The sequence below is a fragment of the Arthrobacter gandavensis genome, assembly GCF_015355785.1.
Taxonomy (GTDB): domain Bacteria; phylum Actinomycetota; class Actinomycetes; order Actinomycetales; family Micrococcaceae; genus Arthrobacter_B; species Arthrobacter_B gandavensis_A.
Window position 1 is genome coordinate 589468 of the sequence record NZ_JADKYW010000005.1, and the last position, 24944, is coordinate 614411.

The window sequence follows — 24944 nt, forward strand, 5'->3', positions numbered from 1 at the left end:
CCCGCACCGAGGTATGGCACGCTGGAGAGGATGGATACGCGCAATCTCCTAAACGAAAGGCAGCCCGTCCGGCGCCGGGCCGGGCATAACCCTGCACTTTTCCTTTTCGCGGCACTGCTGGCGGCTGCGGGCGCGGCCGTAACCTACTTCGGCTTCGTCCGAACGACTACGGGCCAGCTGGCAGACGAGTCGGCGTGGGTCGAAGCGGAGCAGGTGGCACCGGGATCCCGCCTTCCGGTGCTGAAGATTCTGGACAGCCTGCCGCTGGCTTCGGTGTTCATCGCCCTCGCTGTCATCGCCGCGGTTGCCATCTACCGCCGCAGGGTCTCTCCTGCAGTCATTGCCATTGCCACCATGGCCGGCGCCAACCTGGCCACGCAGCTGCTGAAGAACCTGCTGCTTGACCGGCCGGACCGCGGCGTCGTCACGCTGGCCTTCAATTCCCTGCCCTCCGGCCACACCACCATGGCTGCCTCCGCCATGGCAGCCGTGTTCCTGGTCTCCTCGCCGCGCTGGCGTCCGGCCGTGGCGTCCCTGGGCGGCACCTGCGCGATGCTCGCCGGCTCCGCCACGTTCTTCAACCTCTGGCACAGGCCGGCCGACGTCGTTGCCGCCTTCTTTGTGGTCTCGGCCTGCACGCTGCTGGGCGGGCTGGTGATGATGCGCACCAACCGGGAATGGAACACCCTTCCGGCGGGCAGCCGCGGGGCGGGCGGGCGGCTCTGGACCGGCCTGTCCGCCGCGGCGGGGCTGGTCTTCCTGGCGCTGTGCGCGGCCCTGTATGCGTACGCCAACTGGGGCACCGGGGTTGCCGGGCTGGACAGCCGTCCGCTGTTCTTCTGGTGCGGACTGAGCCTGATCCTTGGAGTGGGCTACGTGCTTGCGGCCCTCGGCTCCTGGCTGTTCACCCAGCAGGCCGGAGACCGCTAGAAACCGCAGACCGCTAGGAACCGGGCCGTCGGCCCCTGGGCACGTACCGCCAGAGGACGGCCGCACCTGCCAGGCCCATGACGGCGGTCGCCGCAATCCCCGCGGACAGCGAGATAAGCGCCGTGACAAGGGACAGCAGGCCGGGCCCGCTGAGGATGCCGATATCCGAAAGCAGCCGCCACAGTCCCAGGAACTGGGGCCTGCCCGGATGCGGGGAGAAATCAGCGCCCAGCGTCATGACGATTCCGGAGCCGATGCCGTTGCCGAACCCGATCAGCAGCGCGGCGAGCAGCAGCTGCAGCGGCGTGGAGGTCAGCGGCAGCAGTCCCAGCCCGGCGGCCATGAACAGCATGCACGGTACGGCCACGGCACGGCGGCCGCGCAGGTCCATGACCCGGCCGGCGGGATAGAAGATGAGCATGTCGATGCCGGCCGAGATGCCGTAGATCAGGGCCGTCTGGGCGGGGTCTATCCCCAGGTGCTGGGCCCAGAGGGGGATGACGGCCTGCCGGACAGCGCGGACCGCAGCAATCAGGAGCACACCAATGCCAACCGTGCCAAAGATCCGTGAGTGGCTGCGGAGGATGGAGCCGATAGTGGGCGGAGCCACCGCGTCCTCCAGTTCCTCCTTCCGTCCTGGCCGGGCTTTCCCGGGCCGAGGCGTCCGGACGCTCAGGTCCGGCACGGTGAGGCTCAGCAGGCCGGCAGCGAAGGCGGCTGCGGCGCCTACCCAGTAGGCGCCGGAGGTCCCGGCAAAGGACATCGCTCCGGCGGCGGCAAACGGACCGATGAACACGCCTATGCGGTTGGACCCGCCCAGTGTTGAAAGCGCCCGTGCACGAAAATGCAGGGGCACTGCTTCAGTGACGAAACTCTGCCGGGCGAGCCCAAACACTGCACCGGCCATGCCCACCATAAAGACGGATAGCGCGAAGACCCAGAGCACCGGAACGGACGCAGCCAGCACCATCGCCAGCGCGCACCAGCCCGCCGCACCGGCCAGCGCCCATTTCTCCCCAAACCGGGTGGTGACCAGCGTGGCCGGAACGTTGGTGAGCAGGGACCCAATGCCGGTGAGCGTGACGATCGCGGCTGCGAGGGCAACGGTCGCGCCGAGGTCGCGGGCAGTCAGCGCAACGACCGGGAGGATCGCCCCGATGGCGGTGCCGTACAGCACGGTGGGCCCAAAGGCCGGTACTGCGATGCTCCGCAGGCTGAAGGTATCTATTGCTTCAGCCACTTCCAGCGTGCCAGGGTGCGCAGCCTGGTCAGCAGCGTCCGGGACTGCTCCGGTCCGTAGGGAAGAATGGGGATGGCCTTGGTCATGTCAGTTGAGGCCTGGTCCATGGCACTGCGCGTCACGGCGACGGCGGTGCGCATCTTGTTCATCTGAGTGGTCACGAAGTCCATGTCCACCGGCTTGCCGTGTCCGGGCACCACCGTGCTGTACAGGTCTTCCAGCGCGGTGATCTTTCCCAGAGTGCGGATCCAGTCCTTGGGATAGGAGTCGCCGAAGTTTGGATCGGCGCCCTGCTCCACCAGGTCCCCGGCGAAGAGCACGTCCGGCGCGCCCACCAGCAGGTCATGGTCGGTGTGGCCGCGGCCGAGGTAGAACAGGGTCACGGACATTCCGCCCAAATCCAGGTCCACCGGGGCACCTTCAACCAGCTTCTGCGGCGCCGCGACGGCGGTTCCCGGCCCGGTTCCCGCGGCCATGTCCGGTTCGACGGCGGCGACTGAGGGCCGCTGTTCCTCGCCGGTTGCGGCGATCACCCGGGCGCACCCGCTGGTCGCCCAGATCTCTTCGACGCCGTTCTCCAGCAGGTAGGCATTGCCGAAAAAGTGGTCGTAGTGTGCGTGGGTATTCACGGCGGTCACCGGCAGGTCGGTCAGCTTCCGGATGCCGTCCAGCAGCGCTTTCGCCTGGATTGGACCGGCACCGGTGTCCACCAGCAGAGCCCGTTCCTGCCCGATGACCAGGCCGGAGTTCATTCCCCAGCCCGGACTGGACCGCACATAGGTGTGCGGCGCCAGCTCCAGCCAGTCGTCGGCGGTCTGCGGGTTGGTCTGGGTCATGGCATCCATCCTTCAGGTATCTGCGCTAACCAACCTACCGTGTGCCGGCGGTTACAGGTCAGCCAGGACGCTGCCCGGGTTCTCTATTGCGTCCGCGACGTAACGGAGGAACCCGCCTGCCGTGCCGCCGTCGCACACCCGGTGGTCGAAGACCAGGGTCAGCTCGGTCATTTTCCGCACGGCCAGCTGCCCGTCCACCACCCAGGGCTTGTCGATGATGCGCCCGATGCCCAGGATCGCCGACTCCGGATAGTTGATGATCGCGGCGCTGCCGTCTACCCCGAAGACCCCGTAGTTGTTCAGCGTGAAGGTTCCGCTGGTCAGTTCCGCCGGGGTGGCGGCGCCGGTGCGGGCCGACGCCGTCAGCCGGCGGATCTCCGCGTCAAGTTCCCGGGCACTGAGCTTCTCGGCGTGCCGGATGGAGGGGACCATCAGCCCGCGGTCGGTCTGCGCGGCGAAGCCCAGGTTCACGCCGTCGAAGGCCACCAGCTCGGCGTCCGGACCTGCACCTGCCACGTAACGGGTGTTCAGTTCCGGGAACCGGCGCAGACCGGCCAGCGTAAACCGGGCCAGGAACGCCATCAGGCCAGGGGTGTTCTCCGGGTCCCGGCGCTTGAGACCGGCACGCAGTTCCAGCAGCGCAGTGGCATCCACGTCCACCCAGACGGTGGCTTCCGGGATCTCGCTGCGGCTGGCGCTGAGGTTCGCGGCCACGGTGCGGCGCAGTCCCTTCACCGGGGTGCGGGACGTCACGGCCAGGCCGGAACGGGGATCCGTATCCCCGGCCGCGGGCGCTGCCGGGGAGGCGGGGACGGGTGCTGGTGCCTGGGCGGGAGCTGAGCCGCCGCCGATAGCCAGTTCAACGTCACGGCGCAGGATTAGGCCGTCGCGCCCGGTGCCATGCACGGAGCGCAGTGCGATGCCGGATTCACGGGCCAGGCGGCGGACCAGCGGAGAGATGCACCGCGGAGCTTCGAACGTCGCGGGAGCCGGGTCGGCGACTGCGACTGCTGCAGCTGCGGGTGCGGGTGCCGGTGCTGACGGGGTGGCCGCGGCGACGGTCTGCGCGGCCGCAGCGCGGCGCGGCGCCCGGGTGCGGCGGTTGGTGCCATGGCTGCCATGATCGGGAGTGCCGTAGCCAATCAGCACATTGCCAGACCCCGCGCGCTCCTCCTGCCGGTAGGCTTCCCCGGCAGGATCCGGGTCAGCCGGCGCAGCTGGTGCGGTCTCTCCGGGCGCCGGAGCGTCCGCCGTCGTGCGCACCGAGATCAGCGGCTTGCCGACGTCGATGCTCTCCCCCGCAGCGCCGTGCAGGGTCTGCACCACGCCCGCGAAGGGTGAGGGGACTTCCACCAGCGACTTGGCCGTTTCCACCTCGGCAACCGGCTGGTCCACCGCTATGGTGTCCCCTTCGGCGACGAGCCAGTTCACCAGTTCCGCGTCGGTCAGGCCTTCTCCCAGGTCCGGGAGCAGGAAAGTACGCACGCTCACTTGTCCTCCCACTGCAGTTCATCAACGGTGTCCAGGATCCGGTCCACGCCGGGCAGGAAGAAGTGCTCCAGCTTCGGTGCCGGGTACGGGATGTCGAAGCCGGTTACGCGCAGCACGGGCGCCGCGAGGGAATGGAAGCAGCGCTCCTGCACACGGGCCACGATTTCGGAGGCGACGGACGCGAAGCCGGGCGCTTCGGAGATGACGACGGCCCGGCCGGTCTTGCGCACCGAAGCGCACACCGTCTCATCGTCGAAGGGAACGATGCTGCGGACGTCGATGACTTCCAGGCTGCGGCCTTCGGCAGCGGCGGCTTCCGCGGCGGACAGCGCCGTTGAAACGGAAGGCCCATAGGCGATCAGTGTGGCGTCGGTGCCTTCGCGGGCAACGGCTGCCTTGCCGATCGCGGCGCCCGCAGCCGGAGCACTGTCCTCGAAGGGCGCCCGCAGTGCTGCGAGATCAACGTCCTCCTTGGTCCAGTAGAGCTTCTTGGGTTCAAGGAAGACCACCGGGTCCGGGAAGCGGATGGCCTCGCGCAGCATAGTGTAAGCATCCGCAACGGTGGCCGGAGCCAGGACGGTCAGGCCGGGGGTGTGGGCGTAGTAGGACTCGGAGGAGTCGCAGTGGTGCTCCACGCCGCCAATTCCGCCGGCGTACGGAATGCGGATGACCAGGGGCAGCTTCACCTTGCCGCGGGTGCGGTTGGACATCTTGGCAACGTGGCTGACCACCTGCTCAAAGGCGGGGTAGGCGAACGCGTCGAACTGCATCTCGACAACCGGACGGATCCCGTTCATCGCCATGCCCACGGCCATGCCCATGATGCCCGATTCGGCCAGCGGCGTATCGAAGCAGCGTTCCTCGCCGAAGCGTTCGGTCAGGCCGTCGGTGATGCGGAAGACGCCGCCCAGCGGGCCGACGTCCTCACCGAACATCACCACGGTTGAATCCGCGGCCATTTCGTCGGCCAGGGCGGTATTGAGGGCCTTGGCGAAGGTCAGGCTGGCGCGGGTCTCTTCGGGCGCAGGCGCCTGTGCTGTGACTGTCATTGGTGGCTCCTGTTTAGTCCTGTGCCCGGGAGAGCTCGTCTGCGAGCAGCGCGGCCTGCTCGGCGAGCTGCGGGGTGCGGGTGTCATAGACGAAGTTGAAGAGGTCCATGGGCTCGGGCACGGTGTCCGTGTTCAGGCCGTCCCGGATGCGTGCGGCGACCGTCTCGGCAGCTGCCCGCATGGTTTCCTCGGCATCGTCGTCGAGCATCCCCAGTCCCGTGAGGTAGGTGCGCAGCCGGGTCAGCGGGTCACGCGGAACCCACTTGGCAACGTCCTCGTCGGAGCGGTAGCGGGTAGCGTCGTCGGCGTTGGTATGGGCCTGCATGCGGTAGGTATGTGCCTCGACCAGGGCCGGGCCGCCGCCTTCACGGGCCCGCTCGACGGCAGCGCCCAGCACGGCCAGCAGGGCCGCGGAATCATTGCCGTCCACCCGCTCGCCGGGCATGCCGTAGCCGATGGCCTTGTGCGCCAGGGACGGGGCGACGCTCTGGTTCTTCAGCGGAACGGAGATGGCGTATTCGTTGTTCTGCACGAAGAACACCACCGGAACGTGGAACACGGCGGCGAAGTTCAGGGCCTCGTGGAAGTCGCCTTCACTGGTGGCGCCGTCGCCGCACATGGCCAGCACAACGGTGTTTTCCCCGCGCAGCTTGGCCGCGTGGGCCACGCCGACGGCGTGCAGCAGCTGGGTGGCAAGCGGAGTCGCCTGCGGTGCCACGTTGTGCTCGTACGGGTCGTATCCGGCGTGCCAGTCACCCTTAAGCAGAGTCAGCACCTGCAGCGGATCCACCCCGCGGTGGACGACGGCGACGGTGTCGCGGTAGGTCGGGAACAGCCAGTCGCCTTCAGCGAGCACTGCGGCAGCGGCCACCTGGCACGCTTCCTGCCCGTGGGAGGAAGGGTAGACCGCCAGGCGCCCCTGGCGGACCAGGGCATTGGCCTGGTCGTTGATGCGCCGTCCGGAGACCAGCCCTTCGAAGGCCGCCTTCAGGGCCTCGCCGTCGGGCAGCGGGTACTTTTCGCTGTGGCGGTGGGTGCCGTCGGCGTCGATCAGCTGGACGGGTTCGGCGGAGGGCAGCATGGTGGCGGTGCGGTCCTCGTTGCCCTCCGGCCGCATGCCTTCTGCGGACCCGGCGTGTGTGTTGCCGGTGGGAATTGTCATGGGAATCTCCGTCTGCCGCGGCGGATGCCGGAGGGGTTTCCGGGCGTCCCGGACCCTCCAGCGTGGATGGAATTTCTGTAAGCCCAGTATGCGGAACTGGACGATTCGCATCTACTGCGGACGGAAATCCTAGATTTTCTGTATCGCTCTGCGTATTGTGATGGACAAGTTGCAAAAGTGAGCTGGATTACTTTGAAGGACGTAGACACTATGGCCCAGGCACAGGCGGCATTGGATGAGATCGACAAGCGGATCCTGGAGGAACTCACGAAGGACGGCCGCGCTTCAGTCAGTGCCGTGGCGGAAGCGGTCCACATTTCCCGGGCGCACGCCTACTCACGCATCTCCAAACTGACCGGATCCGGTGTCCTGACCCGGTTCACGGCACTGGTGGATCCGGTCAAGGCCGGACTGCGGTCCAGCGCGTACGTCACCATGAAGGTCCGCCAGCAGTCCTGGCGGGAGCTCAAGGAGTTCCTGCGCAGAATCCCGGAGGTCCACCACGTAGCCCTGGTCGGCGGGACCTTCGACGTGATCCTGCTGGTCCGGGCCGAGGACAACCTGCACCTGCGGCAGGTCATCTTTGACCAGCTGCAGTCCGCCCCCGGGGTCCTGGACACGCAAACCTTCCTCGTCTTCGAGGACCTCGACGTCCGCTGACCCGCCCGTTTTCCTCTTCATCGAGATGACAGAAACTGCCCGTTTGGAGCTCCAAACGGGCAGTTTCTGTCATCTCGATTGAGGTTGAGGGGACGCTAGTTCTCGTCGTGCCCCTGATCCATGCTCATCTGATCCTCAGCAGGAGGGGTCTCTCCCGGCGGAACTCCGCCGCCGGGCTCAAGGCCGGTGATGTTGCCTTCAGCCGGATCAGGATTCACCCGACGGCCCTTCTCACCGCTTCCGGCGTGGTTGCCGGTACCCTCCTGGGTATCGGGCCCCTTCTGCGCGGCAGCGTGGTCAGCTTCCTTGGGCTTGTCCGGATTGGCTGGGTCATTGTTCGGATCGTAGCTTTGCGTCATCGTGGCCTTTCGGTGATGTCCCGCAAGGGAGGAAACATTTAGTCAGCATGCTGATATTTCCAACCTAGCGGGACTACAGGCTGAGGAGCAATCCCTAGGTAAAGAGCCCCTCCCCCACGAATCCGCCCTCCGCTGCGCCCGGCGGAACGGCAAATACGGCCGATCCGATCGGCGTCGTCCATTCGTTGAGCAGGTCCAGCTTGTCCAGCCGCTGCTGGATCGGCACGAATTGACGGGCCACATCCGCCTGGTAGGCCACGAAGATCAGCCCGGCATTGGAGACGCCGCCGCCAGGTTCCGGAGCTGCGTCATAGTTGTAGCCGCGGCGGAAGATCCGCCGGCGCGGATCATCGGGCCGGGCACGCCGCATGTGGGCGTACTCCGGGATGACCTTGAAGCCCAGCCCTGTGACGGCGTCGAATTCCGGTTCGTCCCGTTCGGATTCACCGGTGAGCGGAGCCCCGTTGTCCAGCCGGCGGCCCACCGATTCTTCCCTGCCGCGGCGGTCGAGCTCGTCCCAGGTGTCCAGGTTCATGGCGATCCGCCGGACCACCATCGAGGTGCCGCCTTCCAGCCACGCCGGGATCTCTGCGTCTCCCCAGACCACCCGGTCGAATTCGGGGCTTCCGGGCAGCGCGTTCGCACTGCCGTCCACCTGCCCGAAATGGTTCCGCATGGTGGTGCCGGCTTTTTCGCTGCCGTAGGCGCGCCGGAAGCCCGGCTGCACCCAGCGCACGACGGCGAATGCCCGGCTGTCCTTGAGCAGCATCCGCTGGGCGTGGGCCAGCGTCATCGGATCGTCGGCGCACAGCTGGAGCACCAGGTCGCCGCCGCTCCAGCGCTCTTCCAGCCTGTCGACGCCGAAGGCGGGCAGCGGAGCCAGCCAGGCCGGGGTCTTTTCCGGGGCGGCGGCTGCCAGCAGCCCGGGCCCGAATCCGAAGGTCACCGTCAGCCGTGCCGGGTTCCGGGCCAGCTCCGGCTCGGTGTCTGCCAGCGCGGGTTCACCCTGGGTCAGCGCGGCGGCGTCATCGCTCAGCATCCGAAGCCAGGACCGGATGCGGTCCCGGCCAATGCCGTCGAGCAGGTCCAGGGCGACGAAAGCAGCGTATGCGCCGGGCTGCGTGGCTATCCCGGCCTGGTGCCGCCCGTAGAACGGAACCGTCCGGCGGCCGTTGCTGCCGGACTGATCCAAGCCCGTGCGTTCCAGCTCCGACCCACTGCTGCCGACCAGATGGCCGCCGGCAGCCGCAACCGCTCCCAGGCCCGCTGCGGCACCGCCGAAGAGCAGCCGCCGCCGCTCCACTCCCCGAGGCGGGGTTTCAATGCCCATCAGTGGTCCGCGGTTCCACGGGTTTCAATCCCGTGGGTTTCAGTCCCGTGGGTTTCAGTCCCGTGGGTTTCAGTCCCGTGGGTTTCAGTCCCGTGCGATTCGGATCCGTGCGATTCGGATCCGTGGCCCCCGGCGTCGTGGCCTTCACCGGATCCGTAACTTTCGTTTCCGCCGGCAAAGTCCTTGGCCACGGCGTCGACATCCAGTGTGGAGCCGTCAGCCAGCTCCAGGGTGATCGTCACGGTGTCTCCGGCGAGCAGTCCGTCCGTGAGGCCCATCAGCATCAGGTGGCTGGCTCCGGGCTCCAGGAGGTACCCGCTTCCGGCGGGGACAACGAACCCGCCTTCGATTTCGCGCATGACCATCGCGCCGGCGTCGTCCATTGCCACTTCATGCAGCTCCACCGCAGAGGCCGCGGATGAACTGGCGGAGACGACGGTGAGGTCCTCGTCGCCGGTGTTTTCGAGCGTGCCGAAGGCGCCGGTCATCCCGCCGGCTTCCGCGGCTTTGGCCCATGCTCCGGTCATGGACAGCGCGGCGGCGTCATCCGGGGCAGGGGCCGTTTCGGCAGCGGGGCTGGACGAGCCGCAGCCGGTGAGGGCTGCCGCGGAGACGGCGAGGACGGCTGCGGCAAGGGTGAACTTCTTCATGGTTTTCGGTACTCCAAAGGTACGGTCCGCGCTGTTGGGCGCGGGAAAGGGAAGGTGCGCACCGCGCCGGAGCACGGCCGCAGGAAGTGCCGCGGAAAAGCGGCGGTGTTGGTAAGGCGCCGGTTCCGCCGGTTAGGCGCTGGTGCCGCGGCGCTTCCTCGTCAGCGTGACGATCACGTACACCAGCACGGCAACAACGACGACGCCGGCCGCGGTGAGGACCCAGCCCATGGGGCCGAACGAGGTCCCGTCGGACGCGGTGGCTGCCTCAGGCGACGCGGTTTCGGCGGCGGCGGCTTCGCTGGCTGCCGGGCTCGCGGCTGCAGTTTCCGGAGCGGCGGTTTCCGCGCCTTCGGATGCGTTCACGGTGAAGCTGAAGGTGCCGGTGATCGGGTGCCCGTCGCTGGAGACAGCACGCCAATTGACGTTGTAGTCCCCGGCATCCAGGGCGGGGACGGCCAGGGTCAGGGTCTCGCGCGTGAGCACCGGTTCGGACTCGGCCACGTTGTTCCCGGCGGAGTCTTCGACGATGACCTGGTTGCCCAGGTCCATGAGCTCGGAGCTGAAGACCAGTTCGATCTCGGAGGGAGCGGCGTCCAGGACGGCACCGTCGGCCGGGTTGGAGGACACAAGTTCATCGTGCGCGTGTGCCGGTGCTGCGAGGAAGAGGACCGCCGCGAAGGCGGCGAGGAGAGCTGCGGCAAGGAGCGAGGCGCGCGTACGGGCCTGGCGGTAGAAAGTGGTAGGCATGACTGCTTTCCGTTCCGGGAAGGAACTGGGATTCGTGTGGGTGCGCGGAGTGCGCCTAGCTGGACACGAATGCAGCAGGTGGGCCCCGGTGACGGAACGCCAGGAGGGGAATGCCGAGGTTCCGCAGTCCAAGGGGGCGCACGGCCAGGACGGAAGCAATGGCGCGGGGAAGATGCGCGGGACGGAAGAACGGCAGCAGCGCGCCGGGCCGGACGCCAAGGGCCTCGATGAGGCGGATGAGCGTCCGCTCGCCGTGGGCAAGAATCCACACCGTGGCCACGGCAGCCAAGGCGTGGCTGAGCCACATCAGGAGACCGTGGGCCGGGGCCGTCACTGCGGCCGTTCCGGTCCCAGCCAGTGAGTGGCCTGCGTGGTGGGCGTGGGCGGAACCTGCGCCCACGGCGGCCGGGGCGGAGCCGAAGCTGAAGATGAGATGGAACAGGCCCTGGCTGAGCACCACGGCGGTGCTGAGCCTGGGGAGGGAAAGTCCGCGGCCTGCGAGCAGGCAGCTGACCATGCCGGAGACTGCGAGGCAGAAGAGGACGAGGGCCGGTGCGGGAGCTGCCCCGCCGCCAAGCACGTGCGACGCAGCAGCGACGGCCGTGGCCGCGAATGCTCCGGCCCAGCCGCGCACCAAGCGTGCGGCACGCGCTGTCATCGGTCCTCCTCAGGCACCGTGTACCGGGCGGGATCGCAACCGGCCCTGTAATTCTCGCAAAGTTTCGACGCCGTGTCGAATATCCACTCCCCGTCACCGTCGAGATAGCAGAAACTGCACGTTACAGGGCTGTATCGTGCAGTTTCTGCTATCTCGATGACGGGGACGCTAGCCCTTGAACACCGGCTTGCGCTTTTCCTTGAAGGCGGCGAAGCCTTCGGCGTAGTCCCCGGTGCCACACAGCACGCCCTGCGCCTTGTTCTCGTCTTCGACCGAATCCCACAGGCCCAGGCGGGCCTCGCGGATCTGCGCAACGAGTTCCTTGGACGCGCGGAACGCACCGGTGGCGCCGGAGGCAACGCGGGCAACAGTGGCACGGGTGCTGTCCAGCAGCTCATCGGCCGGGAAGACCCGGCTGAACAGGCCCGCAGCCACGGCTTCCGTGCCGCTCATCAGGTCCGCCGTGTAAATCAGGTCCAGGGTGCGGTGTGCACCCAGCCGTTCGGTGAAGAGCCAGTGCCCGCCCGAATCCAGGGTTGCCCCCAGGTTCGCGAACGGCGAGCCGATCTTCGCATTGTCCGCCACGTAGACGACATCCGTGGCCACCAGCAGGCCCAGCCCGACGCCGAGGCAGGCGCCCTGCGCTGCGGCGAAGGTGGGTGCCTTGAAGGCTGCCATCTTCTTCAGCAGCGGGGTTACCAGGTCCCCCAGATAGGCGTACGCGTCGTCATCGGCCGGCACGACGCCGGAGATGTCGCGTCCGGCGCAGAAGGCCCGGCCTTCCCCGCGCAGCAGGAGGGCCCGCACCCCGGCGGCAGCGGCGTCGTCGTAGGCCCTGGAGAGGTCCGCGAGGGCCTGTTCATCCAGCGAGTTGAGCTTCTGCGGGGCATTGAGGACAACCTCGGCAACGCCGTCGGCAATACTGAGTTCAACCATGGATTTCGGCTGGTTCTGCTCGTTCATCGGTGGCTTCGCTCCTAAGCGTCGTAGTCGACAGTGACTTCGGGACTGGTGGGGCGGCTCTGGCAGGTCAGGATGTAACCCTTTTCGATTTCATCCGGTTCCAGCGCGTAGTTTTCTTCCATTTCCACGGTGCCGGAGACAACCTTGGCGCGGCAGGTGCCGCAGACACCGCCGGCGCAGGCGAACGGAACATCCGGGCGGACGCGAAGCGCGGCGTTCAGGATCGATTCGCGGGCGTGGGTGGGGCTGGCAACCTTGCCCTGCAGCCCGTCCAGCCGGAAGCTGATCTCGAAGTTGTCCGCCGACGGGTCCACCTGGACCGGGCGGCCGATCTGGCCTTCGGGCTTTCCGGGCTGGCCCGTGGTGAAGAGTTCGAAGCGGACCTTCTCCGACTCGACTCCGCGCTCGGCCAGGGTGTCCCGGCACAGCTGCACGAGTTCGAACGGACCGCAGAGGAACCACTCGTCTACGTCGCGTGTGGGCAGCACGGACTCGATGAGCGCGGAGAGCTTCTCCGCGTCGATGCGGCCGGTGAGCAGCGGGGAAATGCGCTGTTCCCGGGAAAGCACGTGATGGACGGCGAAGCGGGCGGGGTACTTGTCCTTTAGGTCTGCCAGTTCCTCCAGGAACATCACGTCCATGGCAGCCTTGTTGGCGTAGACCAGATCAAAGCGGACGTTCTCCGACGCTGCGAGGACGGTGCGGGCAATCGAAATCACCGGGGTGATGCCGGAGCCGGCGGCGACGGCGACGAACACGTTCTCATCGGTGACGTCGATGTCTTCGGGGTGGTTCAGCGCCGTCATGGGGTGCTTGGAGATGAACCCGCCGGTGGGGCTCATGACGTCCAGGACATCTCCTGCCTTGAGGCTTTCGTTGGCCCAGGTGGAGAACCTGCCGCCGAGGTCCCGCTTGATGGCCACCCGGATCTCTCCTGGCCGGGGCTCGGCGCAGATGGAGTAGCTGCGGCGGATCTCCGTCCCGTCCAGGGTGGTGCGCAGGGCGACGTACTGGCCGGGCAGGTAGTCGAAGGAACCGGCCAGCTCTTCGGGAACCGCGAAGGTGACTTCGATGGCGTCTTCGGTGAGCCGGCGGACAGCACTGACCGTCAGCGGGTGGAAGGCGGTGCGGCGCGAGGCGGGAGCTGCGCCTGCCTCGGTGGTGGAGGTTGTCATGGTTAGAGCACCTTGAAGTAGTCGAAGGGTTCCTGGCAGTCGCGGCAGACGTACAGCGCCTTGCAGGAAGTAGAGCCAAAGCGTGTCATTTCACGCGTGTTGAGTGAGGAGCACTGGGGACACTTGACGCTCAGGCCAAGCCGCACGGGTCCGGCAGCGGCCCGGCCGGTGGGCGGGGCAATGCCGTACTCGTTGAGCTTGGCCTTGCCGGATTCGCTCATCCAGTCCGTGGTCCAGGCCGGCGCCAGGACCAGGTCCACCTGGACCGGGCCGTAGCCGGCGGCGCGGAGCGCGGCGGTGACGTCGTCGCGGATCGCGTCCATGGCGGGGCAGCCGGAGTAGGTGGGGGTGATGGCCACCCGCACCGAGTTATCCGGCTGCACCTGAACGGCCCGCAGGACACCCAGGTCCTCGATGGTCAGGACCGGAATCTCCGGGTCGCAGACTGTCGCCGCTGCATCCCACGCTGCCGCTGATGCGGGGTCCGCGGGACGCAGCTGCGTACTGGCTGCGGCGTCGACGGCGGGTGCTGCCTCAGTCTCGTTCACAGCTGTTACCAGGTTGCGCCGGGGTGCTGGCGGGCCAGGACCTGAAGCTCAGCCAGGATGTAACCAAGGTACTCGCTGTGTTCACCGCGGCGTCCGCCGCCCGGTGCAGGCTGCACCTCGGGGACTTCGAGCTCGGCCTCAGCCAGCACCGCGCCGACCTTCTCGTCGAAGGCTGCACGGAGTGTGGAGGGTGCGACGGCGATGCCGTCGAGGGAGCGGACCAGGTCATCATCCTCGAACAGCTCTCCCACGTACGGCCAGGTAAGTTCGAGCGCGCGGATCATGCGGGTGCGTGATTCCTCGGTTCCCTGTCCCAGGCGCAGCACCCACTGGGCACTGTGGTCCCGGTGGTAGTCGACTTCCTTGACGGCCTTGGCTGCAATGGCGGCCAGGGTCTCGTCCTTGGAGGAGAGCATGGCGGTGTAGAGCTCGTACTGGAAGAAGGAGACCACCAGCTGCCGGGCGATCGTCTTGGCGAAGTCACCGTTTTCCTGCTCCACAATGTGCGCGGAACGGTATTCTTCTTCGCCGCGCCAGTAGGCGAGGTCGTCCTCGGTCTTGTCCCAGGCGGTGCCCGCATAGGTGAGGAAGGACCGGGCGTGGCCGAGCAGGTCCAGGGCGATGTTGGAGAGGGCAATGTCCTCTTCAAGTTCAGGAGCCCGGGCAACCCACCAACCCAGGCGCTGGGCCAGGATCAGTGCGTCGTCGCCGAGGCGCAGCGCGTACTCCGCGACGGCTTCGGGGGCCTTGGCGTTCGACGCGGCGATATCCTCCGGCCGGAGGGCGTTGCCCGGGGTAATCCGGGTGGCGCTGTCCGTACTCACAGGTGCTTCACCCCTTCAGACTTGCGGTAGTACGTTGCGTGCCGGTAGTCCTTGCCCTGCGGGGACTCGAAGAACTGGCCCTTGGCGTCAGGATCACTGGAGATGATGGCCTCGGCCGGAACCACCCAGAGGGAAACTCCCTCGTTGCGGCGGGTGTAGAGGTCGCGTGCGTTGCGCAGCGCCATGTCGGCGTCGGGCGCGTGCAGCGAACCGGCGTGGACGTGGGAGAGGCCGCGGGAGGAACGGACAAACACTTCCCAGAGCGGCCAGGCCGCGTTGACGCCCGTGTCAGGCTCCACCGAACCGGACGTCGCCTCCGTCTTGGTGCCGTCGTCGCCCGTTGTCGAACCGGAAACCATGCTTATGCCACCTCTGTCTTTCGTGCCTGCTTTGCCGCATAGGCGGCCGCTGCTTCGCGCACCCAGGCGCCGTCTTCGTGTGCTTCGCGGCGGCGGGCCAGCCGCTGCGAGTTGCACGGACCGCGTCCTGCGAGGACTTCTTTGAACTCGTTCCAGTCCAGCGGGCCGTGCTCCCATTTGCCGGTCTCTTCGTTGAACCGGATCTGGTCATCGGGGAGGGTCAGGCCAAGGACCTTGACCTGCTCGTAGATCATGCCGACGAAGCGCTGGCGCAGTTCGTCGTTGGAGAAGCGCTTGATGTTCCACGCCATGGACTGGCGGGAGTTGGGGGAATCGTCATCCGGCGGGCCGAACATCATCAGGGCCGGGGCGTACCAGCGGTTGATGGCGTCCTGGGCCATCTGCTTCTGCGCCTCGGTGCCGTTGGCCAGCTCAAGCAGGATCTCGAACCCCTGGCGCTGGTGGAAGGACTCTTCCTTGCAGATGCGGACCATTGCCCGGCCGTACGGGCCGTAGGAGGCACGACACAGCGGGACCTGGTTGCAGATGGCCGCGCCGTCAACGAGCCAGCCGATGGCACCCATGTCCGCCCAGCTGCGGGTGGGGTAGTTGAAGATGCTGGAGTAGCGCGCCTTGCCGGCGATCAGGTCTTCAGTCATCTTGTCCCGCGGCGTCCCGAGCGTCTCGGCGGCGGAGTAGAGGTACAGGCCGTGGCCCGCTTCGTCCTGGACCTTCGCCAGCAGGATGGCCTTGCGCTTCAGTGAGGGGGCGCGGGTGATCCAGTTGGCTTCGGGCTGCATGCCGATGATCTCGGAGTGCGCGTGCTGGGAAACCTGGCGGACCAGGGTCTTCCGGTAACCTTCCGGCATCCAGTCACGCGGTTCGATCCGCGAATCGTCGGCGATGACCGCATCGAATGCTGCCTGTCCGGCTGCGTCGTCATCCTGCTGGGCCGGGACTGCGTACAACTCTGTCTGCGTAGCCATAGATGTCACCTCACTGTTTTCCACGGGGCCGCGGACAGCTCCGCGGAAGTCGTTCGGCCAATAATTACCGACCGTTCGTTCAGGATATGCGTGTGAGCGATCGCACGTCAAGGTGGATTCAGTTTTCCACGCTGTTGACGCCGCGGCACGGAGGTGCCCTTGGAAGCGGGGTGCCCGGCCAGCGGCTACCTTTGATCTATCAGCCAAGGCAAGGAGGAAGCAGAGCATGGCAGGAAGGGAAACGCCCGAACGCACGCGGCTGCGCCCCGCTGCCGAAACGGCGTCCACTCCGGGCCTGGCCGCACACCTGCTGGTGCCCATCCTGCTGGGCCTGCTGGGCTTCTGCGCCGTAGCCGCTGCCGTAGCCTCCACCGGAGGCGCCCTCGGCATCACGGTGAGCGGGCTGGGCGTGGTCCTGACACTGCTGGCAGCAGCGGCCGCCGCACCCCGGTACCTGCCCGTGGCCCTCGAGGGAAGGCCCGGCCGCCCGCTGGCTGTCCTGGCCGGCGTCGCCCTGGCGCACTTTCTGCTGTTTTGGACGGCGGGCAGCACAGTATTCCTGACCCTGCCGGCATTTCCGGTCGCCGCGGCCGGCGGCTGCCTGCTGCTGGCCACCTCCCTGTGGTCCCAGTTCCGGCGCGGACCGGCCTCGGACGAACCGGTCCGGGTGACGGGAGCCGCGGCCCGCAGACCCTTCGCCCACACCCTGGTGCTGGTGCTGGCCAACTGGGTGTTCTTCGCCGCGGCAGGCATGTTCAGTGCCTGGATCCTGCTCGGCCGCTAGGCACGCCGCCGCGACGCATAAGCCGCCAGCATAAAGGAGGCGCGGCCCGTCGCGGGCTGTCGGACGGATCGATATATTCGGGACATGACTACACCCACTCCCCCGGCCGCGAAAAAAGTCCCCGTCGAACGCACCCACCACGGTGAAACGTTCACCGATGACTACGAGTGGCTGCGCGAGAAGGAAAACCCGGAGGTGGTGGACCATCTCAACGCGGAGAATGCCTACACCGAGGCTGTCACCGCGGACCAGGAGCCCCTGCGGCAGCAGATCTTCGACGAGATCAAGGCCCGCACCGTCGAAACAGACCTGTCAGTCCCGGCGCGCAAACGCGGCTGGTGGTACTACACCCGGACCGAGGAAGGCCAGCAGTACGCAATCCACTGCCGCACCGCGGCACGGGACACCGGAGACCTGCACGCGGACTGGACGCCTCCCGTCGTCGAACCGGGCGTTGCAGTACCCGGCGAACAGATCCTGATTGACGGCAATGCCGAGGCCGAAGGCAAGCCCTTCTTCGCGCTCGGCGGCCTGGCCGTCACCGAGGACGGCAACCTGCTGGCCTACTCCGAGGACAATGCCGGGGACGAACGCTTCACCCTGCGGATCAAGGACCTGTGCACCGGCGAGATGCTGCCCGACGTCGTCTCCAATGTGTTCTACTCGCTGGCCTTCTCCCCGGACGGCACCCGCGTGTTCTACACTGTCGTCGACGATTCCTGGCGCCCGTACCAAATCAAGGCACACACGCTGGGCACGGATGTCAGTGAAGACGCCGTCATTTACCAGGAAGACGACGTCGCCATGTGGACTGGCTTCGATCTCTCCGCGGACCGGAAGCAACTGCTGATCGGCGTCAGCTGCTCCGAATACAGCGAATACCGGGTGATGGATTTCGACGACGCGTCGGAGACCGTGCGCACGCTGATCCCGCGCAGCGAACGGATCCTCTATGAAGCAGAACCGTTTACCCGGGACGGGGAACGCCAGTACCTGGTGACTCACAACAAGGACGCCCTGAACTCGATGGTCTCCCTGGTGGCCGAAGGTGAATTCGCCAAGCCGCTGGGCGAACAGCAGTGGCAGACCGTCGTGGCGCACGACGACGCCGTGCGGGTCAACGGCGTGTCCGTCACCTCCACCCATGTCCTGGTTTCGGTCCGCAAGGACACCACTGAGCGGGTGCAGGTCCTGCCGCTGGCCGGGATCGGCACCCCGGAGCAGGCCGCCCCTGCCGAGCCCGCCTTCGACGAGGAGCTGTACACCGCCGGCCTGACCAACGCTGAATATGAGTCGCCGATCATCCGGCTGAGCTACACGTCATACCTGACCCCTCCGCGGGTCTACGACTATGTGCTGGCCACCGGCGAGCTTCAGCTGCGCAAGGAAACAGCGGTGCGGGGGAACTACGATCCCGCGCAGTACGTAGCCGAACGCGACTGGGCAACGGCGGCTGACGGCACCCGGATTCCGCTCTCTGTCCTGCGCCGGTCCGAGGTGGCCAGGGACGGTTCCAATCCCGCCCTGGTCTATGCCTACGGCAGCTACGAAGTTTCAATGGACCCCGGCTTCAACATTGCCCGCCTGTCCCTGCTGGACCGCGGGGTCATCTTTGTGGTGGCGCATATCCGCGGCGGCGGCGAGATGGGCCGCGCCTGGTACGACCAGGGCAAGAAGCTGAACAAAAAGAACACCTTCACCGACTTCGTGGCAGCCACCGACCATATGGCGGCATCGGGCTGGGTTGATCCGGCCCGGATCGCGGCCATGGGCGGCTCTGCCGGAGGACTCCTCATGGGCGCCGTCGCGAACCTGGCTCCGGAGAAATACCGGGCCATCGTGGCGCAGGTGCCGTTCGTGGATGCACTGACCACCATCCTGGATCCCAACCTGCCCCTGTCCGCACTGGAGTGGGAAGAATGGGGCAACCCGATCACCGATCCCGCGGCGTACCGCTACATGAGCGAGTACAGCCCGTATGAGAACGTGCGTGCCGTTGACTATCCGCGCATCGCCGCGGTCACCAGCTTCAACGACACCCGCGTGCTGTACGTGGAGCCGGCCAAGTGGGTGGCAAAGCTGCGTGAAACCACCACCGGTTCCGAGCCCGTGGTGCTGAAGATCGAAATGGACGGCGGACACGGCGGCGCCTCCGGCCGCTACGAGGCCTGGAAGGACCGCGCCTGGGACTACGCCTTTGTGCTCGCGGCGCTTGATGCCCGGGACCTGCTTCCGGGCATCAGCTCACCGGCGGCTACAGCCGCGTAGGCGGCAAGAACGACGGCGCAGGCCGGGCATCCCGCGGGATGCCCGGCCTGCGCCGTTTTCAGTCCTCCCCGGCGGCTGCTTCCGGCCGGGGACGGGGCAGGGGCTTACGGACATCCTTCTGCTGCACGTTCTTCTGCTCGACGTTCTTCTGCTTCGCCGCGCCGTCCTGCTTCGCCGTACGCTGCTTCCGGCGGCCGGGCCGGAACAGGCCCGCGAGCACGAAGACCAGCGTGAGGCCAATGACGCCCAGGAAGATCAGGTCCAGGTTGTCCCGGACAAATGGAACCCGGTCCCCCAGGATGTACCCCAGCAGCGTGACGGAGAGGGCCCAGACAGCTCCCCCGATGGCGTTGTAGGCAATGAAGGTGGCGTAGTGCATCCGTCCCACGCCGGCCACGACCGGGGTGAACGTGCGGATTACCGGGACGAAGCGGGCCAGCACCACGGCCTTCCCGCCGTGGCGGGCAAAGAAGGCCTCTGCGCGGTCCACGTTTTCCTGGTGGAAGAACCTGGATTCAGGTCTATTGAAGACCACCGGCCCGGCCTTGCGGCCAATGAGGTACCCCATCTGGTCTCCGGCAAACGCGCTGAGCGCAATCAGCAGGATCAGCACCCAGATGTTGATTTGCACGGCACCGGTGGCAACAAGCAGTCCCGCGGTGAAGAGCAGCGAATCTCCCGGAAGGAAGAAGCCGATGAGCAGTCCGGTCTCCACGAAGACGATTCCGCAGACCAGCAGCACGACCCACGGACCAATAGCGGGATCGGCCAGGAAGACCTGGGGGTCCAGCCACTCGGGCAATAGTGAGGACTTTGGCTGCAGCGCAGCGGAAGCAGCTGTGGCTAGGGTCACTCCAACAGGTTAGACCATGAGTCTCCACCCCGACGGGGAGAGCCCGGCCGGCACCCGCTTCGACGGGCGTCACAGATGACGGCAGGCACTCATCAACTTGACAGTGATGACGCTCACAGGATTACCTAATGAACATTCGGTAAAGAAAAGAGAGGGCTTCCATGGCTGACTCCGCTGTCACCGCCCCGGTCCGGAAAACGGGCTCGGAGCATCCGATCCTCGAACATGATGCGACGTCCGAATGGCTTGGCATCTCAGTCCAGGAACTCGCCGACGGCTATGCCGCGATCACTATGGACCTTCGGCCCGAGATGCTCAACGGTTTCTCCATCGCCCACGGCGGCATGGTCTTCGCCTTTGCGGATACCGCCTTCGCGCTGGCCTGCAACCCTTCCAGCGCCGAGTCGCTGGCCAGCATGGACACCATCACCGTGGCCTCCGGCGCAGACATCAATTTCATCTCCTCCGCCCGTGCCGGCGACAGGCTCCGGGCAGAAGCCAGCCGCCGCGCTGCGGCCGGCCGCAGCGGCGTCTTCGACATTGAAGTCACTGCCCAGTCCCCCGACGGCACCACCCGCGTCATCGCCGAGTTCAGGGGCCGTTCCCGAACCATTCCCAATCCTGCACGCCGAAGCTAGGCTCCGGGCCGGCGAATCCCGCTCTTTCGTTTGCATCCCCCACACTGCACAATCAAGCCCCACCCCTCTCCCAAAGGTTCTACGCAATGAATACCGCCTCCGCCATCAAGGCCACCGCAGCAGATCCCGCCACCCTCGACGCCGAGGAGCTCATGAGCCGGGACCAGATCGAGGCCCTGCAGCTCACCCGCCTCAAGGAGACGGTCCGCTACGCCTACGAGCGGGTTCCGCTGTACACGAAGAAGTTTGACGACGCCGGTGTCCGCCCCGACGATCTCAGGGAACTCTCCGACCTCGCCAAGTTCCCGTACACCACCAAGGAGGACCTGCGCCAGAGCTACCCGTTTGGCATGTTCGCCGTGCCGATGGACCAGGTCTCCCGCATCCACGCCTCCTCCGGAACCACCGGCCGCCCCACTGTGGTCGGCTACACCAAGGGCGACCTTGACCGCTGGGGAACCCTGGTGGCCCGTTCACTGCGTGCCTCGGGCGTGAAGTCCAGCTACAAGGTGCACAACGCCTACGGCTATGGCCTCTTCACCGGCGGCCTGGGCGCGCACTTCGGTGCCGAGAAGCTGGGCTGCACGGTCATTCCAATGTCCGGCGGGCAGACCGAACGGCAGATCCAGATGATCCAGGACTTCCAGCCGGACACCATCCTGGCCACCCCGACGTACCTGCTGACCATTGCCGACGCCATGAAGCGTGCCGGCATTGATCCGCGCTCCACCTCGCTGAAGAACGCGGTGCTGGGCGCCGAGCCGTGGACCGAGGAAATGCGGCATGAGCTTGAGCAGATGATGGACATTGACGCCTGCGACATCTACGGCCTCTCCGAGGTCATGGGTCCCGGCGTAGCCGGGGAATGCGTTGAGACCAAGGACGGCGCCCACATTTGGGAGGACCACTTCCGTCCCGAAATCATCGACCCGTTTGATGAGACCCGGGTCCTGGGCGACGGCGAGCACGGGGAACTGGTCTTCACGTCCCTCACCAAGGAAGCACTGCCGATCATCCGCTACCGCACGCACGACCTGACCCGTCTGCTGCCGGGCACCGCACGTCCGGGCATGCGCCGGATGGGCCGTATCACGGGCCGCAACGATGACATGATCATCCTGCGCGGCGTGAACCTCTTTCCGAGCCAGATCGAGGAAATCGCACTGCGGATTCCGGCCCTGAGCCCGCACTTCCAGCTCGAAATCACCCGCCCGGACCGCATGGACGAGCTGGCCGTGAAGATCGAGCGCCGCGCCGAATCGTCCGCTGAGGAATGCACCAGGGCGGCCGCGGAGCTGAAGAACCAGATCAAGATCCACATCGGTTCCTCCTGCGCCATCCACGTCGTGGAACCCGGCTCCCTGGCACGCTCCAGCGGCAAGCTGCGCCGCATCTATGACCTGCGCAAGCAGGAGAACAAGCCGGCCTAGCAGCCGATAGAATCAATCGGTTGGCCGGGCTGTCCCGGCCAACCGAACGTTCATGCGAAAATATCCAGATGCCTAGTCCCTCGAGTTCCGCGACATCCCCGTCCTCAGCAGCCGGCAACGGTTCCCGCCGCGGACGCCCTGGCTATGACCAGCAGACCGTGCTGAACATCGCCGTCGACGTCTTTAACCGCCACGGCTACGAAGCGACCTCCATGGGCATCCTGGCGGAGAATCTGGGCATCACGAAGTCCGCCATCTACCACCACGTCCCGTCGAAGGGCGACCTGCTGCGCCTTGCCCTGGAGAACGCGCTGGGCGGACTCGAAGGCGTGCTCGATGATCCCCGGGCTTCCACCGGGCCGGCCGACGCACGGCTCGAATTCGTGCTGCGCGGAACGATCAGCGTCCTGACCGAGCGCCTGCCCTTCGTCACGCTGCTGCTGCGGCTGCGCGGGAACACCGACGTCGAGCGCGATGCCCTTGAACGCCGCCGCCAGTTCGACCGGCGGGTCGCCCGCCTTGTGGACGCCGCGCGCTCCGAAGGTTCGCTGCGCAGCGACATCGATCCGCGCACCACTACCCGGCTGCTCTTCGGCACCATCAACTCGATTGTCGAGTGGTACAAGCCGGGCGGCCCCATCGGTGCGGAGAAGCTCGCCGATGACATCATTTCAATGATGTTCGACGGTCTGCACGGCAAACCGTGATCCCGTTCTCGGAACTTCCCCCTACATCGAGATGACAGAAACTGCCCGTTAGAAGCTTCTAACGGGCAGTTTCTGTCATCTCGATGGGGTGAAGTTGGCTAGGCGCGCTTCTTCTCCACGAGGGTCAGCACGTCGTACGTCGCCACGATCTCATCGTTCTGGTTGTGCAGGACGGCATCCCAGGCAACCTCGCCGTACTCGTCGGTCTCACGCGGGGTGATCTTCTTGGCGGTCAGGGTCACGCGGATCGAATCGCCTGCGGCAACCGGCGTGATGAAGCGCAGGTTCTCCAGTCCGTAGTTGGCCAGTACGGGCCCCGGAGCCGGCTCCACAAAGAGACCTGCACCCCAGGAAAGCAGCAGGTAGCCGTGCGCCACGATGCCCGGGAAGAACGGGTTCGCCTCGGCAGCTTCCTGGTTGGTGTGGGCGTAGAACGTGTCGCCGGTGCTGTTCGCGAACGCGGTGATGTCCTCGAGGGTGACCTCGCGCAGCTCGGAGGCCATCGCGTCGCCGATCTTCAGCGTGGCCAGGTCCTTGCGGAACGGGTGCGTCTCGTCGAAGTTCTGGTCCGCCCCGGTGTGCCAGACGCCGGTGATGGCGGTCAGCATATTCGGCGAACCCTGGATGGCGGTGCGCTGCATGTGGTGCTTGACGGCGCGGATGCCGCCGAGCTCCTCGCCGCCGCCGGCGCGGCCGGGGCCGCCGTGGACGAGGTGCGGCACGGGCGAGCCGTGGCCGGTGGAGCTGCGGGCGGTTTCCCGGTTCAGCACGTGCACGCGGCCGTGGTGGCCCGCGATGCCGGTAACAACCCCGCGGACGGTCTCCGGGTCGTTGCTGCAGACGGTGGCAACCAGCGAGCCGCCGCCCAGCGCAGCCAGCCGCACGGCGTCGGCCGTATCTTCGTAGCCGACCACCGAGGACACCGGACCGAAAGCCTCCACGGAGTGCAGTGCCTCAGCCTCGGCGTTGTCCCAGGTCAACAGGATGGGCGCCAGGAAGGCACCCTCTTCGACGACGCCGCGGCTGCCGTCAGCCTGCACGGTTTCCGGGGCATCCAGGCTGCCGAAGGCGATTCTCGCGCCGGCGTCCAGGAGAGTCTGCACCGAAGAGCGGACGCCGTCGCGCTGCTCTACCGAGGCCAGCGCACCCATGGTGACGCCTTCGGCGCGGGGGTCGCCGAGCACCACGCGCTCTTCGATGCGCTTGGCAGCGGCAGCAACGACGTCGTCCACCAGCGCCTTGGGCACAATGGCCCGGCGGATGGAAGTGCACTTCTGGCCGGCCTTGACAGTCATTTCGGTGACCAGTGACTTCACGTACGCGTCGAATTCGGGCGTGCCGGGAACAGCGTCCGGGCCCAGGATGGAGGCGTTGAGCGAGTCGGTCTCGCTGGTGAAGCGCACACCTCCTTCAATGACGTTGGTGTGGTTCTTCAGCTTGTTGGCGGTCGACGCCGATCCGGTGAAGGAGACCATGTCCCGGTAGTCGAGGTGGTCCAGCAGGTCCCGGGCGGAGCCGGAGATCAGCTGCAGCGAACCGGCGGGCAGGATCCCGGATTCGATCATCATGCGCACCGCGGCTTCGGTGAGGTAGCCGGTGGGAGTTGCGGGCTTCACGATGGTCGGAACGCCGGCGAGGAAGGCCGGGGCGAACTTCTCCAGCATGCCCCAGACCGGGAAGTTGAAGGCGTTGATCTGCACGGCGACGCCGGGAATGGACGTGTAGACGTGCTCGCCGATGAATGAACCGTCCTTGGAGAGGACCTCGGGGGTTCCGTCGATCACCACGGTGGAGTTCGGCAGTTCGCGCCGGCCCTTGGAGCCGAAGGTGAACAGCACGCCGATGCCGCCGTCGATGTCCACGAGGGAGTCGATCTTGGTGGCGCCGGTGCGGGCGGAGATTTCGTAGAGCTCCTTGCGGCGGCCGTTGAGGTACTGGGCCAGCTCCTTCAGTTTCAGGGCGCGCTGGTGGAACGTGAGCCCGGCCAGTCCGCGGTGGCCCACGGCGCGGGCGTGCTCGATGGCTGCGGCGGTGTCCAGGCCGTCGGTGCTGACCAGGGCGAGCAGCTCGCCGGTAGAGGCATCCCGGACTTCGGCGGAGCTGGCGGAGGTGTTCTCCGGGGTCCACCATTCGTCCTGGACGAAACTGGGGACGACTTGCACGTCTATGGCGGTTGAGGTCATCTTTGACGGACCCTTTCGATACTGGACGTTCATTTGCCAGTCCGGGCCGGGCTGGCCGCAGCTGCGGCGCAAACCGATAACTGACCGGACGGTCGGTAATGAATCCAGCCT

At 66.7% G+C, this 24944-nt stretch carries 25 protein-coding genes; 7 read left to right on the top strand and 18 right to left on the bottom strand.

Translation table 11 applies throughout. From position 1 onward, the window contains the following. A partial coding sequence (locus tag ITX31_RS07840) for a phosphatase PAP2 family protein (RefSeq protein WP_228529104.1) occupies window positions 1–930 on the top strand: 930 nt, incomplete at its 5' end. A 13-nt stretch (window positions 931–943) separates the two neighbouring features. Here the strand turns inward: ITX31_RS07840 and ITX31_RS07845 are convergent. From ITX31_RS07845 to pdhA, 5 genes are read right to left on the bottom strand one after another with little or no spacing between them, the layout of a single operon-like run. After that, window positions 944–2176 carry an MFS transporter gene (locus tag ITX31_RS07845; RefSeq protein WP_228529221.1) on the bottom strand — a complete coding sequence of 411 codons (1233 nt, stop codon included), beginning with the start codon at window positions 2174–2176 and terminating at the stop codon, window positions 944–946. Then, on the bottom strand, window positions 2155–3006 hold the full coding sequence (locus ITX31_RS07850) for an MBL fold metallo-hydrolase (RefSeq protein ID WP_194782866.1): 852 nt from the start codon (window positions 3004–3006) through the stop codon (window positions 2155–2157). Before ITX31_RS07850 ends, ITX31_RS07845 begins: the two co-directional genes overlap by 22 nt. 51 nt (window positions 3007–3057) lie before the next feature. Next, complete coding sequence (locus ITX31_RS07855) at window positions 3058–4491, bottom strand: dihydrolipoamide acetyltransferase family protein (protein ID WP_194783566.1); 1434 nt, start codon at window positions 4489–4491, stop codon at window positions 3058–3060. Between the two features lie 2 nt (window positions 4492–4493). Further along, the gene (locus ITX31_RS07860) at window positions 4494–5546 is read right to left on the bottom strand and encodes an alpha-ketoacid dehydrogenase subunit beta (protein ID WP_194782867.1); all 1053 of its coding nucleotides are present in this window, start codon (window positions 5544–5546) and stop codon (window positions 4494–4496) included. Between the two features lie 13 nt (window positions 5547–5559). After that, on the bottom strand, window positions 5560–6663 hold the full coding sequence (gene pdhA, locus ITX31_RS07865; RefSeq protein WP_228529223.1) for a pyruvate dehydrogenase (acetyl-transferring) E1 component subunit alpha: 1104 nt from the start codon (window positions 6661–6663) through the stop codon (window positions 5560–5562). Window positions 6664–6918: 255 nt separating this feature from the next. Between pdhA and ITX31_RS07870 the strand changes: the two genes are divergently transcribed. Next, on the top strand, window positions 6919–7368 hold the full coding sequence (locus tag ITX31_RS07870; protein WP_194783567.1) for an Lrp/AsnC family transcriptional regulator: 450 nt from the start codon (window positions 6919–6921) through the stop codon (window positions 7366–7368). A 95-nt stretch (window positions 7369–7463) separates the two neighbouring features. Here ITX31_RS07870 and ITX31_RS07875 read toward each other — a convergent pair whose 3' ends face one another. From ITX31_RS07875 to paaA, 11 genes are all read right to left on the bottom strand, one after another. Beyond that, a complete protein-coding gene (locus tag ITX31_RS07875) occupies window positions 7464–7727 on the bottom strand; it encodes a DUF6480 family protein (protein ID WP_091602168.1) in 264 nt (87 codons plus the stop codon). Between the two features lie 94 nt (window positions 7728–7821). Next, entirely contained in the window at window positions 7822–9057 is a 1236-nt protein-coding gene (locus ITX31_RS07880) for a Dyp-type peroxidase (RefSeq protein ID WP_194782869.1), read from the bottom strand. Further along, window positions 9057–9707 carry a copper chaperone PCu(A)C gene (locus tag ITX31_RS07885; RefSeq protein WP_228529105.1) on the bottom strand — a complete coding sequence of 217 codons (651 nt, stop codon included), beginning with the start codon at window positions 9705–9707 and terminating at the stop codon, window positions 9057–9059. Before ITX31_RS07885 ends, ITX31_RS07880 begins: the two co-directional genes overlap by 1 nt. 132 nt (window positions 9708–9839) lie before the next feature. Next, window positions 9840–10457 (bottom strand): copper resistance CopC family protein, encoded by a 618-nt coding sequence (locus tag ITX31_RS07890; protein WP_194782870.1) that lies wholly within the window; start codon window positions 10455–10457, stop codon window positions 9840–9842. Between the two features lie 55 nt (window positions 10458–10512). Then, window positions 10513–11115, bottom strand: coding sequence for a hypothetical protein (locus ITX31_RS07895; protein WP_194782871.1), 603 nt, complete (start codon window positions 11113–11115; stop codon window positions 10513–10515). A 168-nt stretch (window positions 11116–11283) separates the two neighbouring features. After that, complete coding sequence (locus ITX31_RS07900; RefSeq protein WP_194783568.1) at window positions 11284–12051, bottom strand: enoyl-CoA hydratase/isomerase family protein; 768 nt, start codon at window positions 12049–12051, stop codon at window positions 11284–11286. A gap of 41 nt (window positions 12052–12092) precedes the next feature. Then, a complete protein-coding gene (paaE, locus tag ITX31_RS07905; protein ID WP_194782872.1) occupies window positions 12093–13253 on the bottom strand; it encodes a 1,2-phenylacetyl-CoA epoxidase subunit PaaE in 1161 nt (386 codons plus the stop codon). 2 nt (window positions 13254–13255) lie between these two features. After that, complete coding sequence (gene paaD / locus ITX31_RS07910) at window positions 13256–13750, bottom strand: 1,2-phenylacetyl-CoA epoxidase subunit PaaD (RefSeq protein ID WP_194783569.1); 495 nt, start codon at window positions 13748–13750, stop codon at window positions 13256–13258. A 56-nt stretch (window positions 13751–13806) separates the two neighbouring features. Beyond that, window positions 13807–14625, bottom strand: coding sequence for a 1,2-phenylacetyl-CoA epoxidase subunit PaaC (paaC, locus tag ITX31_RS07915; RefSeq protein ID WP_194782873.1), 819 nt, complete (start codon window positions 14623–14625; stop codon window positions 13807–13809). Then, window positions 14622–14984, bottom strand: coding sequence for a 1,2-phenylacetyl-CoA epoxidase subunit PaaB (gene paaB / locus ITX31_RS07920; protein WP_228529106.1), 363 nt, complete (start codon window positions 14982–14984; stop codon window positions 14622–14624). The genes paaC and paaB overlap by 4 nt, the downstream gene beginning before the upstream one ends. A 2-nt stretch (window positions 14985–14986) precedes the next feature. Further along, window positions 14987–15970, bottom strand: a complete 984-nt coding sequence (paaA, locus tag ITX31_RS07925) for a 1,2-phenylacetyl-CoA epoxidase subunit PaaA (protein ID WP_194782874.1) — start codon at window positions 15968–15970, stop codon at window positions 14987–14989. Window positions 15971–16196: 226 nt separating this feature from the next. Between paaA and ITX31_RS07930 the strand changes: the two genes are divergently transcribed. Next, window positions 16197–16754, top strand: coding sequence for a hypothetical protein (locus tag ITX31_RS07930; protein WP_194782875.1), 558 nt, complete (start codon window positions 16197–16199; stop codon window positions 16752–16754). Window positions 16755–16838: 84 nt separating this feature from the next. Next, complete coding sequence (locus tag ITX31_RS07935) at window positions 16839–19022, top strand: S9 family peptidase (protein WP_194782876.1); 2184 nt, start codon at window positions 16839–16841, stop codon at window positions 19020–19022. A 58-nt stretch (window positions 19023–19080) separates the two neighbouring features. Here the strand turns inward: ITX31_RS07935 and ITX31_RS07940 are convergent, their stop codons facing one another. After that, window positions 19081–19875 (bottom strand): DedA family protein, encoded by a 795-nt coding sequence (locus tag ITX31_RS07940; RefSeq protein WP_323745616.1) that lies wholly within the window; start codon window positions 19873–19875, stop codon window positions 19081–19083. A 161-nt stretch (window positions 19876–20036) separates the two neighbouring features. Here ITX31_RS07940 and ITX31_RS07945 point away from each other — a divergent pair, with 161 nt between their 5' ends. The 3 genes from ITX31_RS07945 (at window position 20037) to ITX31_RS07955 (ending at window position 22650) form a co-directional block, all read left to right on the top strand. Continuing rightward, complete coding sequence (locus ITX31_RS07945) at window positions 20037–20513, top strand: hotdog fold thioesterase (RefSeq protein ID WP_194782877.1); 477 nt, start codon at window positions 20037–20039, stop codon at window positions 20511–20513. An 86-nt stretch (window positions 20514–20599) separates the two neighbouring features. Further along, window positions 20600–21943: a phenylacetate--CoA ligase PaaK gene (gene paaK / locus ITX31_RS07950; RefSeq protein ID WP_194782878.1), complete on the top strand. Its 1344-nt coding sequence runs from the start codon at window positions 20600–20602 to the stop codon at window positions 21941–21943. A 68-nt stretch (window positions 21944–22011) separates the two neighbouring features. After that, a complete protein-coding gene (locus ITX31_RS07955; protein ID WP_194782879.1) occupies window positions 22012–22650 on the top strand; it encodes a TetR/AcrR family transcriptional regulator in 639 nt (212 codons plus the stop codon). Window positions 22651–22748: 98 nt separating this feature from the next. Here ITX31_RS07955 and paaZ read toward each other — a convergent pair whose 3' ends face one another. After that, on the bottom strand, window positions 22749–24833 hold the full coding sequence (paaZ, locus tag ITX31_RS07960) for a phenylacetic acid degradation bifunctional protein PaaZ (RefSeq protein ID WP_194782880.1): 2085 nt from the start codon (window positions 24831–24833) through the stop codon (window positions 22749–22751). Window positions 24834–24944: the final 111 nt, after the last annotated feature.

What these genes read in the sequence shown, in the direction of transcription:
- ITX31_RS07885 (WP_228529105.1), bottom strand. Translation starts at nt 9,707, where the DNA reads ATGAAGAAGTTCACCCTTGCCGCAGCCGTCCTCGCCGTCTCCGCGGCA.
- ITX31_RS07860 (WP_194782867.1), bottom strand. Translation starts at nt 5,546, where the DNA reads ATGACAGTCACAGCACAGGCGCCTGCGCCCGAAGAGACCCGCGCCAGC.
- paaZ (WP_194782880.1), bottom strand. Translation starts at nt 24,833, where the DNA reads ATGACCTCAACCGCCATAGACGTGCAAGTCGTCCCCAGTTTCGTCCAG.
- ITX31_RS07880 (WP_194782869.1), bottom strand. Translation starts at nt 9,057, where the DNA reads ATGGGCATTGAAACCCCGCCTCGGGGAGTGGAGCGGCGGCGGCTGCTC.
- pdhA (WP_228529223.1), bottom strand. Translation starts at nt 6,663, where the DNA reads ATGCGGCCGGAGGGCAACGAGGACCGCACCGCCACCATGCTGCCCTCC.
- paaB (WP_228529106.1), bottom strand. Translation starts at nt 14,984, where the DNA reads ATGGTTTCCGGTTCGACAACGGGCGACGACGGCACCAAGACGGAGGCG.
- paaE (WP_194782872.1), bottom strand. Translation starts at nt 13,253, where the DNA reads ATGACAACCTCCACCACCGAGGCAGGCGCAGCTCCCGCCTCGCGCCGC.
- ITX31_RS07955 (WP_194782879.1), top strand. Translation starts at nt 22,012, where the DNA reads ATGCCTAGTCCCTCGAGTTCCGCGACATCCCCGTCCTCAGCAGCCGGC.
- ITX31_RS07890 (WP_194782870.1), bottom strand. Translation starts at nt 10,457, where the DNA reads ATGCCTACCACTTTCTACCGCCAGGCCCGTACGCGCGCCTCGCTCCTT.
- ITX31_RS07850 (WP_194782866.1), bottom strand. Translation starts at nt 3,006, where the DNA reads ATGACCCAGACCAACCCGCAGACCGCCGACGACTGGCTGGAGCTGGCG.
- ITX31_RS07900 (WP_194783568.1), bottom strand. Translation starts at nt 12,051, where the DNA reads ATGGTTGAACTCAGTATTGCCGACGGCGTTGCCGAGGTTGTCCTCAAT.
- ITX31_RS07870 (WP_194783567.1), top strand. Translation starts at nt 6,919, where the DNA reads ATGGCCCAGGCACAGGCGGCATTGGATGAGATCGACAAGCGGATCCTG.
- ITX31_RS07945 (WP_194782877.1), top strand. Translation starts at nt 20,037, where the DNA reads ATGGCTGACTCCGCTGTCACCGCCCCGGTCCGGAAAACGGGCTCGGAG.
- paaK (WP_194782878.1), top strand. Translation starts at nt 20,600, where the DNA reads ATGAATACCGCCTCCGCCATCAAGGCCACCGCAGCAGATCCCGCCACC.
- ITX31_RS07935 (WP_194782876.1), top strand. Translation starts at nt 16,839, where the DNA reads ATGACTACACCCACTCCCCCGGCCGCGAAAAAAGTCCCCGTCGAACGC.
- paaA (WP_194782874.1), bottom strand. Translation starts at nt 15,970, where the DNA reads ATGGCTACGCAGACAGAGTTGTACGCAGTCCCGGCCCAGCAGGATGAC.
- ITX31_RS07895 (WP_194782871.1), bottom strand. Translation starts at nt 11,115, where the DNA reads ATGACAGCGCGTGCCGCACGCTTGGTGCGCGGCTGGGCCGGAGCATTC.
- ITX31_RS07930 (WP_194782875.1), top strand. Translation starts at nt 16,197, where the DNA reads ATGGCAGGAAGGGAAACGCCCGAACGCACGCGGCTGCGCCCCGCTGCC.
- ITX31_RS07875 (WP_091602168.1), bottom strand. Translation starts at nt 7,727, where the DNA reads ATGACGCAAAGCTACGATCCGAACAATGACCCAGCCAATCCGGACAAG.